The sequence below is a fragment of the Romboutsia sp. 13368 genome (assembly GCF_018336475.1).
GTDB lineage: Bacteria > Bacillota > Clostridia > Peptostreptococcales > Peptostreptococcaceae > Romboutsia.
Genome location: NZ_CP048741.1, coordinates 2,314,821 through 2,326,428, shown reverse-complemented (window position 1 = coordinate 2,326,428; position 11,608 = coordinate 2,314,821). Strand labels below are relative to the sequence as shown.

Annotated in this window: 7 protein-coding genes, 1 pseudogene and 1 riboswitch; all 8 genes and pseudogenes read left to right on the top strand. The window is 29.9% G+C overall.

Going from position 1 to position 11,608, the window contains the following annotated elements:
- Positions 1–66 precede the first annotated feature (66 nt).
- The 8 genes and pseudogenes from G3997_RS11435 (at position 67) to guaA (ending at position 11,351) form a co-directional block, all read left to right on the top strand.
- A complete protein-coding gene (locus G3997_RS11435) occupies positions 67–2,139 on the top strand; it encodes a Gfo/Idh/MocA family protein (protein WP_330616133.1) in 2,073 nt (690 codons plus the stop codon).
- A gap of 29 nt (positions 2,140–2,168) precedes the next feature.
- Positions 2,169–3,191: a Gfo/Idh/MocA family protein gene (locus G3997_RS09710; RefSeq protein WP_296645570.1), complete on the top strand. Its 1,023-nt coding sequence runs from the start codon at positions 2,169–2,171 to the stop codon at positions 3,189–3,191.
- Positions 3,173–4,063 carry a sugar phosphate isomerase/epimerase family protein gene (locus tag G3997_RS09705; RefSeq protein ID WP_296645569.1) on the top strand — a complete coding sequence of 297 codons (891 nt, stop codon included), beginning with the start codon at positions 3,173–3,175 and terminating at the stop codon, positions 4,061–4,063. Before G3997_RS09710 ends, G3997_RS09705 begins: the two co-directional genes overlap by 19 nt.
- Before the next feature lie 250 nt (positions 4,064–4,313).
- The gene (locus G3997_RS09700; protein WP_296645568.1) at positions 4,314–5,783 is read left to right on the top strand and encodes an MFS transporter; all 1,470 of its coding nucleotides are present in this window, start codon (positions 4,314–4,316) and stop codon (positions 5,781–5,783) included.
- A gap of 258 nt (positions 5,784–6,041) precedes the next feature.
- Positions 6,042–6,785, top strand: a complete 744-nt coding sequence (gene larB / locus G3997_RS09695) for a nickel pincer cofactor biosynthesis protein LarB (RefSeq protein ID WP_296645567.1) — start codon at positions 6,042–6,044, stop codon at positions 6,783–6,785.
- A gap of 32 nt (positions 6,786–6,817) precedes the next feature.
- Positions 6,818–8,001 (top strand): annotated as a pseudogene (larC, locus tag G3997_RS09690) (nickel pincer cofactor biosynthesis protein LarC).
- Positions 8,002–8,045: 44 nt separating this feature from the next.
- A riboswitch (purine riboswitch) is annotated at positions 8,046–8,147 on the top strand.
- A 204-nt stretch (positions 8,148–8,351) separates the two neighbouring features.
- Entirely contained in the window at positions 8,352–9,815 is a 1,464-nt protein-coding gene (gene guaB, locus G3997_RS09685; RefSeq protein ID WP_296645566.1) for an IMP dehydrogenase, read from the top strand.
- 3 nt (positions 9,816–9,818) lie between these two features.
- Positions 9,819–11,351, top strand: a complete 1,533-nt coding sequence (gene guaA / locus G3997_RS09680; RefSeq protein ID WP_296645565.1) for a glutamine-hydrolyzing GMP synthase — start codon at positions 9,819–9,821, stop codon at positions 11,349–11,351.
- The last annotated feature ends 257 nt before the right edge of the window (positions 11,352–11,608 follow it).

The window sequence follows — 11,608 nt, the reverse complement described above, 5'->3', positions numbered from 1 at the left end:
TTTTATATTAAATATTAACATCAAAAAAGTTAAAAAAATAACTAAAGAGATATAGGGGGGTAATGCATGTTAAATAATATACATATATCTGGTTTCTCAGATGAAATAAGTAGTGATTTTGATACTCAGCTAAAAACAGTTAAAAATTTAGGTATGAACTATATTTCTATAAGGGGTGTAAATGAAAAGAATTTCAGCGAATATTCTATAGATGAACTTAATGATTACATAAAACCTAAACTAGATGAATATAGTATAAAAGTTTCTTCTATAGGTTCTCCTATAGGAAAAGTATTTATTGATGATGAAGAAGGATTTGAAAAGCAAGTTAGTTTATTAGAAAAACTTTGTGAAATGGCTAATATACTAGAATGTAAATATATTAGAATGTTTAGTTTTTATATTCCAAAGGATAAAAATCCTGAGGATTGTAAAAATGAGGTAATAAAGAAGTTAAAAATATTTGCTAGTATAGCAGAAAAATATAATGTGGTTCTTCTTCATGAAAATGAAAAAGACATATATGGTGATATAGCTAGCAGATGTTTAACTATATTTAAAGAAGTTGCTTCAGATAATTTCAAGGGAATATTTGATTTTGCAAACTTTGTTCAATGTAAAGAAGATACTAAAGAATGCTATAAACTTTTAAAAGATTATATAGAATATTATCACATAAAAGATGCTAATCGAGCTGATAAAGAAAATGTTGTATGTGGTACAGGTGAAGGTAAGATAGAAGAAATCTTAACAGATGCTATAAGAAATGGATATAAAGGTTTCTTAACTATGGAACCACACTTAGTAATATTTGATTCATTAAAAGATTTAGAATTAGAAGATGTTCATGACATTATAAAGACAGACAAGGGATTAGATGGCGAAAGTGCATATGCACTTCAACATAAATCTTTGGTAGATATACTAAAGAGTATAGAATTTAGATTAAAAACAATAGGGGGAAGAGAAATGAAAGAAGTTAGATTTGGTATAGTTGGTATAGGACAAATGGGAGGATCTCATGCAACTTGGTTAGCAGAAGGAAAAGTTAAAAATGCTAGACTTACAGCTGTATGTGATGTTAACCCAGAAAAGAAAGAATGGGCGTCAGAAAAATTACCTAAGGATGTTAAATTCTTTGATAACTACATAGATATGTTAGATAGTAAAGAAATAGATGCAGTATTAATAGCAACTCCACATTATGACCATCCAGTAATAGCTATAGAAGCATTAAATAGAGATTTACATACATTAGTTGAAAAGCCAGCTGGTGTTTACACTAAAAAAGTTAGAGAAATGAATGAATTAGCAGAGTCTAAGCCACACTTAACATTTGGTATGATGTTTAACCAAAGAACAAACCCATTATATCAAAAAATAAAAGAAATAGTAGCTAATGGAGAAATAGGGGAAATAAGAAGAACTAACTGGATAATAACTACTTGGTGGAGACCACAAGCATACTACGATATGAGTAACTGGAGAGCAACTTGGTCAGGAGAAGGTGGAGGAGTTTTAGCTAACCAAGCACCTCATCAATTAGACTTATGGCAATGGATATGTGGAATGCCATCTAAAGTAAGAGCAAACTTACAATTTGGTTCTCACAGAAATATAGCAGTTGAAGATGATGTTACTGCATTTGTTGAATATCCAAATGGAGCTACAGGAACATTCATAACTTGTACACATGATATATTAGGAACTGATAGATTTGAAATACATGGAGATAAAGGTAAAATATTAGTTGAAGGAAGTAAGAAAGTAACAGTTAAGAGAATGAAAGAAAGTGAAAATGAATTAAATAAGAGATTAACATTTGCAGATGTTGCTAATTTATTCAGAGGAGAAGGTATGTCAGATATGTTCGATGTTGAAGAATTTGAAATACCAGATCAATGGGGAACTCAACATGTTAATGTTATGATAAACTTCACAGAAGCTATATTAGAAGGAACTCCATTATTAGCACCAGGAACAGAAGGTATAAAAGGTGTAATGTTATCAAATGCAATGCACTTATCTAGCTGGTTAGGTCAAGATGTTGAATTACCATTCAATGAAGATTTATACTTATCAGAATTAAATAAGAGAATAGAAGAAGAAGCTAAAAATAAAGAAGAAGTTTTTGCATAATAGATATAAAGCAGAAAGAAGGGGAAGGTATGGCTCTAAGAGTAGGTGTCATAGGTCTAGGAGATGTTTCTATGATTCATCTTCATTCTATAAAGTCAAGTGAGAAGGCAGAATTAGTAGCAGTATGTGATATAGATGAAACTAGGAGTAGTTTAATTGAAAATGTAAATTTTTATACTGATTATATAGAAATGATTCAAAAAGAGCAATTAGACTGTGTGCATATATGCTTACCACATTACCTTCATTACCCTGTAACTAAAGAAGTGGCTAATCTAGGAGTAAATGTACTCCTAGAAAAACCACTTTGCTTAGATACAGAGGAAGCTGAAAAATTTATAGAATTAAGTGATAGTACAGATACAAATATATGTATATGTCTACAAAATAGATACAACAATACTGTTGAAAAACTTAAAGAAATAATTAATTTTGGTGTTTATGGAAAGGTAATAGGAATAAAAGGTTTAGTTGCATGGAATAGACCTGAGGAATATTACACAGTAAAGCCATGGAGAGGTAAAATGGAGTTTGCTGGTGGTGGAGTTATGATTAACCAATCAGTACATACATTAGATTTAATGCAATTGTTAGGTGGAAATATAAAATCTATAAAAGGTAATATAGATAATTTTTTAGATTATGATATAGAAGTTGAAGATACAGCAAATGCAATTATAAACTTTGAAAATGGAGCAAAGGGAATATTCTTTGCAACAATAGCTAATGCAACTAACTCAAGTGTAGAAATAGAAGTTGTATTAGAAAAGGGAATGTTTAGTATTAAAGATAGTAAGTTATATAGACATATAGATGGAGAACTTATTGAAATAGCTGAAGATGAAAGACTTAGTGGTGCAAAGCATTACTATGGTGCTAGTCATGGTAAATTAATAAATAAATACTATGATTGTTTAGTGAATAATTCTAAGGATTATGTACATATAAAAGATGCTATACCATCTATAAAAATGATAGATTCAATAAGAGAATCTTCAGAATCAAGAAAAACAATACTTTGGGGGGATATATTATGCAAAAACCTACAATAGGCGTTCAAATGATGATGCTAAAAGATAAAATAGCTCAAGATGGAATAAGAGAAACATTTAGAAGAGTTAGAGAAATAGGATTCTCTACAGTTGAATTATCACAAATAGAGATGACTCCTGAAAATGTAGAACAAATAAAAAGCTCTTTAGAAGAGTTTGATATGAGAGTTTGTGCAACTAGTGCGGCATTAAAACCAATGGCTCCAGGAATAAAAATGGAAACTTTAAGAGATGATTTCGACAAAATAGTTGCAGATACTAAAGCATTAGGATGCAAATATATAAGAATAGGTATGATATCTTTCGATTGTTTAGGTTCAAAAGAAAGAATAATAGAATACACTAAAGAATTAAATGAAATGGGTAGAAGATTAAAAGAAGAAGGTTTATCATTATACTACCACAACCACCATATGGAATTTGCTAAATATGATGGTAAATATTTAATGGATATAATGGCTGAAGAAAGTGATCCAGAATGTTTAGGATTTGAACTTGATGTACATTGGTTACAAAGAGCTGGTGTAAATCCTTTAGAATGGATAAAGAAATTAGAAGGAAGAACTAAGATAATACATATAAAAGACTACAGAATAGCTCAAACATTTGATATGTCAGGTGGATTAGAGGGTATAATGAGAGCTATGTCAGATGTAGTTGAATTTGCTGAAATAGGTGAAGGAAACTTAGATATAAAATCTATAATAGATTTAGCTGGAGAAACAGGAGTAGAGCACATATTCATAGAGCAAGATAATACATATGGTAGAGACCCATATGATAGTTTAGAAATAAGTGCAAATAATCTTAGAAGTTTAGGTTTTGAAGATAGATTTAATCATAACAATATACTTTGTAGTATAAATGCATAATATATAGGATTATTATATAATTTAGCGTTGTTAAAATTTCCTTGTTTTAACAATGCTAAACTTAAAGTATATAAAAATTTTAACAATAATTGTTAAAAAAATATTTAACGAAGAGATGGATTAATACAAATAATTTATTAAATTATAAAAAAGTATATAAGTAAATTGCACAAACTATCCAATGACTTAAATAAAAATTAATTGGTTTTAAAGTTAGGAAAACGTTACTAAATTCAAGGGGGATAAATTTATGGAAGGGAATTTAGGTAAAGTAGGGAAGTTTTCTGATAATATAAGTGAATATAATGATTGTCCTACGTGGAGATTAGGATTATTTGCATTAAACAATACAGCTACAAATCTTTATATGCTTACTATGGGTTATATATCGATGTATGCAACAGGTATAGGTGGATTACTAGTTACAGTAGTTGGTTTTATACTAACAGCAATGCGTATATTTGATGGGATTACAGACCCGATAGTAGGTTTCTTAATAGACAAAACAGATGGTAAATTTGGTAAATTTAGACCATTTATAGTAATAGGTAACATTATATTAGGAGTAATGACTTTTGTAATATACACAACTGTACATAAAGTTCCAGAAAATATTAGATTGATATACTTTATAGGATGTTATGCAGTATATATAGTTGGTTATACTTGTCAAACAGCTTGTACAAAGGCTGGTCAAGCGTGTATGACAAATAACCCTGCAAAAAGACCTAAATTTGGTTTATTTGATGCAATATATAATGCAATACTTTTTAATGGGATGCAAATATATATATCAAGTTACTTAGTACCAAAGCATGGTGGATTTGGAGAAATAGGTTTATATTATGAATTAATTACATTTACTATAATAGGATCAGCTATATTTACAGCCTTAGCAGTATTTGGTATATGGACTAAGGATAGAACAGAGTTCTTTGGATTAGGAGGTCAAACTCCTAAAGTTAGCTTTAAAGATTATTGGCCAGTATTAAAAGGAAATAGAGCTTTACAAATGCTTGTAGTAGCAGCTTGTACAGATAAAATAGCTTTAAATGTTGCAGGAAATGCTACAGTTATAGTTATGTTATTTGGTATATTAATGGGAGATTATTCTTTAGCAGGTACTATAGGTACAATAATAGTAATACCAAACATATTAATAACTATGGCAGGAACAAAATATGCACAAAAGCTAGGTCAAAAGAAAGCTTTAGTTACATTTACATGGGCTTCAATAATTGTATATACAGCTTTAGCAGCATTATTCATATTTGGGGACATGACTCAGATAAGCTTAAAAAATATAAGTTTTATGACAGTTGCATTTATAGGACTATATATAATAGCAAAAGGAGTTGTATCTGTATCAGGAGCATTTGTTATTCCAATGATATCAGATTGTGCAGACTATGAAACTTACTTAAGTGGACGTTTCGTACCAGGTATGATGGGAACTTTATTCTCGTTTATAGATAAGATGGTATCATCTTTCTCTACAACTATAATAGCATTTGCTGTTGCATCAATAGGATTTGCAGATAGAATGCCAGATGTAACTGATATAGCTACTCCACAATTATTCTGGACTACAATGTTCTTATTTATAGGACTGCCAATGTTAGGTTGGATAGCATCATTAATAGCTATGAAGTTCTATCCACTTGATAAAGAAAAGATGGAAGAAGTTCAAGCTCATTTACAAGAACTTAAGAATGCTTAATATATAAATATGTTAATATAAATATCTATGCTTATAATAATTTATGAGTATAGATTACAAAATAAAAAAGAGAGTAATTTTAAAATAAAATTACTCTCTTTATTATAAAATCTATCATGTAATACTTTTAATATAATGTAGTAGTGATATAATTTTAGTATACTAAATTTTGGAATTTAATTATTATAAAAGTTATAAGATTAGTTAAGTTTTAATAATTAAATACATCCCGAAGATATAAATAAAGGGGAATTACATATGGATTTAAGAAGATTATTAGAAGATGTAAAAAGTGGTTCTACTAATATAGATGATGCACTAAATTCACTTAAGAATTTACCTTATGAGGATATTGGATATGCAAATATAGACCACCATAGAGAAATAAGAAATGGATATCCAGAAGTTATTTACTGTGAAGGTAAAAGTGATGAACATATATTAGGAATTATAGAAAAAATGATGGAAAAGGGTTCAAATATATTAGGTACTAGATGTAGGAAAGAAACTTTTGAAAAAATAAAAGAAATATATCCTAATTGTGAATATGAAGAATTATCTAAAGTGATAAAGATTCAAAATCATGAAATCACTAACATTGGAAAAGGTAAAATAGTAGTTGTGAGTGGTGGAACATCAGATATACCAGTTGCAGATGAAGCATATTATACTGCAAAATTTTTAGGTAATGATGTGGAAAGAGTATATGATGTAGGAGTTGCAGGTATACATAGATTGCTTAATAAAAAACATATATTACAAAGTGCTAGAGTTATAATATCAGTTGCAGGTATGGAGGGAGCTCTTCCTAGTGTTGTTGGAGGTTTGGTTGATGTACCTGTAATAGCTGTACCTACATCTGTTGGATATGGAGCTAATTTTGGTGGATTATCAGCACTTTTAACAATGTTGAATAGTTGTGCATCTGGAATATCTGTTGTAAATATAGATAATGGATTTGGAGCAGGATATTTGGCAGCAACAATAAATAAATTAGACTAAATTAAATTTGGGACAATGATAAGGAGACTATAATGGAAGAAAGAATACTTTATTTTGATATAGTTAATGGAATATCTGGGGATATGACTATAGCAACACTATTAGATTTAGGGATTCCTAAAGAAGTTTTTTTAGATGAAATATATAAGTTAAATCTAGATGGGGAGTTTGAAATAAATATTGAACAAAAGAATGAATCTGGTATAGTGGGAACAAAGGTAGAGGTTATAACAAAAGAAGTAAATTCACATAGGCATTTATCTGATATATATGATATTATAGATAAATCATCTCTTAATGACTTTGTAAAAGATAAATCAAAAGAAATATTTATGGTGATTGCACAAGCAGAAGCTAAAGTTCATGGTACAACTATTGATAAAATACATTTTCATGAGGTTGGTGCAATAGATTCTATAGTAGACGTAGTAAGTGTATGTATATTAGTAGACTTACTATGTGTAAATAAGATATATGCAACATCAGTTCCAGTAGGGTCGGGATTTGTAAGATGTGACCATGGAATTATGCCTGTACCTGCACCAGCAACAATAGAAATTTTAAAAGATGTACCTGTAAAGTTAAATACAGTCAAAGGTGAATGTACAACTCCAACAGGAGCAGCTATAATTAAAACTTTATGTGATGAATTTGTAGATGTATTGGAATTTGAAGTTAAGCAAATTGGATATGGAATGGGACACAAAAAGTTTGAAGTTCCTAATATATTAAGAACTGTTTTAGGTGTAAAAAAAAAGAAGAATTTGTATATGAAATAGTTGCAAATATTGATGACATGTCTTCTGAAATATACTCATATGTATATGAAAAAGCTATGCTTGATGGGGCATTAGATATATACACCCAAAGTATATATATGAAAAAAAATAGACCTGCAATTAAATTGTTCATATTGTGTAAGGAAAAAGATCTAAATAAATTTATAGATTTAATAATGTTGCAGACAAGTACATTTGGAGTAAGATATAGTAAATATAATAGAGTAATACTAGATAGAAAATTTACTAAAATAGAAACACAATTTGGTGAAGTATCTGTAAAATTAGGATACTATAACGGTAAACTAATTAGAGTTACCCCTGAATATGAAGATTGTAAAGCTATAGCAAAAACAATGAATATTCCTTTGAATAAAGTAATAAATAATATAACGGATATAATTAATAAAAATTTTAATATAAATTTATTGACATGAAGAATAATTTTTGATAAATTATATTCAACATAAAAAAGACTTAATGAAATAGGAAATACATCACTCGTATAAACTCAGAGATAAGGTCTGAGAGTTTCTACCAAGATGCCGTAAATATCTTGACTATGAGTGAAATTATTATAAATAAGCATTATTAAGTAAGTATGTAGGCTGATTAATATCCCTATATGTTGGCTATAACCAAAAATGCTTAGAAAACCTGTATAGTAATTTCACTTTAAAAAATGGAATTATTATGCAGGTTTTTTTATAATCACTTTTAAAACGAACAAAACGATACAAAATTATAAATATATTCGTAAAAATACAAGGGAAGGGGAGAATTAAAAATGGCTAAAATACTAAAAGAAGGTTTAACGTTTGATGATGTTTTATTAATACCACAAAAATCAGAGGTATTACCTAAGGATGTAGATACAACAACTTATTTAACAAAGACGATAAGATTAAACATTCCCCTAATGAGTGCAGGTATGGATACTGTTACTGAATCTAAAATGGCAATATCTATGGCAAGACAAGGTGGAATTGGTATAATACATAAAAATATGTCTATAGAAGAGCAAGCATTAGAAGTTGATAAGGTAAAAAGAAGCGAAAGTGGAGTTATAGTAGATCCATTCTACTTATCAAAAGATAATACTTTACAAGAAGCAGACGATATAATGGGTAGATATAAAATATCGGGAGTGCCTATAGTAGATGAAGCTCATAAATTAATAGGGATAATAACTAATAGAGATATAAAATTCGAAGATGACATGACAAAAAAAATAGATGATGTTATGACAAAAGGGAAATTAGTTACAGCCGAAGAGGGGGTAACTTTAGAAGAAGCTCAACAAATACTAAAAGCACATAAAATAGAAAAGTTACCTATAGTAGATGACCAAGGTCATTTAAAAGGATTAATAACTATAAAAGATATAGAAAAGAAAATACAATATCCTAATTCAGCAAAAGATTCACGTGGAAGATTATTATGTGGAGCTGCAGTAGGTATTGGAGCAGACCTTATGGATAGAGTAGATGCATTAGTTAAAGCTAACGTTGATGTTATAGTTTTAGATAGTGCGCATGGTCACTCAAAAGGTGTAATGGATGCTCTTATAAAGGTAAAAGAAACATATCCAAAACTTCAAGTAATAGCAGGGAACGTAGCAACTGCAGAAGCTACAGAAGACTTAATAAAAGCAGGAGCTGACTGTGTAAAAGTTGGTATAGGACCAGGTTCTATATGTACAACTAGAGTTGTTGCAGGAATAGGAGTACCTCAAGTTACAGCAGTTATGGATTGTGCTGAAGTTGGTAAGAAATATGGAATACCAGTAATAGCAGATGGTGGTATAAAGTACTCTGGAGATGTTGTTAAAGCATTAGCAGCGGGAGCTTCAGTATGTATGATGGGATCATTATTTGCAGGTACAGAGGAAAGTCCAGGAGAGATAGTTTTATATAAAGGAAGATCTTATAAAACATATAGAGGAATGGGCTCTATAGGAGCTATGGAAAGAGGTTCTAAAGATAGATACTTCCAAAATGATGCTAAAAAATTAGTTCCTGAAGGTGTAGAAGGAATGGTTGCATATAAAGGTAAAGCTGAAGATATAATATTCCAAATGATAGGTGGAATAAGAGCAGGTATGGGGTACTGTGGAGCACCTACATTAGAAGAATTAATGGAAAATGCAGCATTTATAAAAATAACAGCAGCATCTTTAAAAGAAAGTCATCCACACGATATAACAATAACTAAAGAAGCACCAAACTACAGCACACAAGGAGAGATATAGGGTATGAAGCATGAATTAGTATTAGTAGTTGACTTTGGGGGTCAATATAACCAATTAATAGCAAGAAGAGTAAGAGAGAATAACGTATATTGTGAAATAATACCATATACTACAGATATAGAAAAAATAAAAGCAATGAATCCTAAAGGGATAATATTTACAGGTGGACCTAACAGTGCATACTTAGAAGATTCACCTAAAATAGCTAAAGAAATATTTGAAATAGGAGTTCCCATACTTGGTATATGTTACGGAATACAAGTAATGTCTCATATATTAGGTGGGAATGTAAGAAAAGGAACTAATGCTGAGAAAGAATATGGAAAAACTGAAATAACATACAATGAATCAGCAATATTTGAAGGAATATCTACGAACATAGTATGGATGAGTCATACAGATTTAATAGATAAACTTCCTGAAGGATTTAAATCTATAGCACAAACTAAAGACTGTCCTGTGGCAGCTATGGAAAATACAGAAAAGAAATTATATGGAGTACAATTCCATCCAGAAGTTGAGCATTGCCAAGATGGAGATAAGGTTCTTAGAAACTTCTTATACAATGTTTGTGAAGTAAGTGGAGACTGGACTACAGATTCATTTATAACTGACAAGATAAAAGAATTAAAAGAAATAATAGGTGATAAAAAAGTACTTTGTGGTTTAAGTGGTGGAGTAGATTCATCAGTAGCAGCAGTACTTGTACATAAAGCGATAGGTGATAACTTAACTTGTGTATTTGTAGACCATGGTTTACTTAGAAAAAATGAAGGTGACGATGTAGAAAGAATATTCAGAGAAAAGTTTGATATGAACTTAGTAAGAGTTAATTGTGAAGATAGATTCTTAGGAAAATTAAAAGGTGTAACAGAACCAGAAGCTAAGAGAAAAATAATAGGTGAAGAGTTTATAAGAGTATTTGAAGAAGAATCAAATAAACTTGGAAAAATGGACTTCTTAGTTCAAGGAACTATATATCCAGATGTAGTTGAAAGTGGACATGGAGAAGCTGCAACTATAAAATCTCACCACAATGTAGGTGGAATACCAGAAGATATAGAATTCCAAATAGTAGAGCCTTTAAGAGAATTATTCAAAGATGAAGTAAGAAAAATAGGTTTAGAATTAGGAATAGATGAAGATTTAATATTTAGACATCCATTCCCAGGACCAGGTCTTGGAATAAGAGTTATAGGTGAAGTAACTAAAGAAAAATGTGATATATTAAGAGAAGCTGATGCTATATATATGGATATATTAAAAGAGCATGGCTTATACAAGGAAATATGGCAAGCATTTGCTACACTTCCAGATGTAAAAACAGTTGGAGTTATGGGAGATGAAAGAACATATGCTTATTTAGTTGGTATAAGAGCAGTTACATCTTCTGATGGTATGACTTCTGATTGGTATAAGATGCCATATGATGTTTTAGAAAAAATATCAAATAGAATAGTAAACGAAGTTGATGGAGCAAACAGAGTAGTTTATGATATAACTTCAAAACCACCAGGAACAATAGAGTGGGAATAAAAAACATATAAATACATTTAATATAATGCATTAGGAGAGAATAAATATCAAATTTAAAAAATTAGCAGCATTAAGTTTATCAGTTGTAATGTCAGCATCAATGTTAGTAGGATGTGGTACTAAATCAACTGAAGGAAACTTAACAGCATCATCAGATATAAAAATAGGTATGATAGCTGACCTTGGAGGAATAAATGATGAATCATTTAACCAAAGTGCATGGGAAGGTCTTCAACAAGCAAAAAAAAATTTTGGAA

Bases quoted from the DNA above. Each gene is read 5' to 3' on its own strand.
- larB (WP_296645567.1), top strand. From the start codon at position 6,042: ATGGATTTAAGAAGATTATTAGAAGATGTAAAAAGTGGTTCTACTAAT.
- guaA (WP_296645565.1), top strand. From the start codon at position 9,819: ATGAAGCATGAATTAGTATTAGTAGTTGACTTTGGGGGTCAATATAAC.
- G3997_RS09705 (WP_296645569.1), top strand. From the start codon at position 3,173: ATGCAAAAACCTACAATAGGCGTTCAAATGATGATGCTAAAAGATAAA.
- G3997_RS09710 (WP_296645570.1), top strand. From the start codon at position 2,169: ATGGCTCTAAGAGTAGGTGTCATAGGTCTAGGAGATGTTTCTATGATT.
- G3997_RS11435 (WP_330616133.1), top strand. From the start codon at position 67: ATGTTAAATAATATACATATATCTGGTTTCTCAGATGAAATAAGTAGT.
- guaB (WP_296645566.1), top strand. From the start codon at position 8,352: ATGGCTAAAATACTAAAAGAAGGTTTAACGTTTGATGATGTTTTATTA.
- G3997_RS09700 (WP_296645568.1), top strand. From the start codon at position 4,314: ATGGAAGGGAATTTAGGTAAAGTAGGGAAGTTTTCTGATAATATAAGT.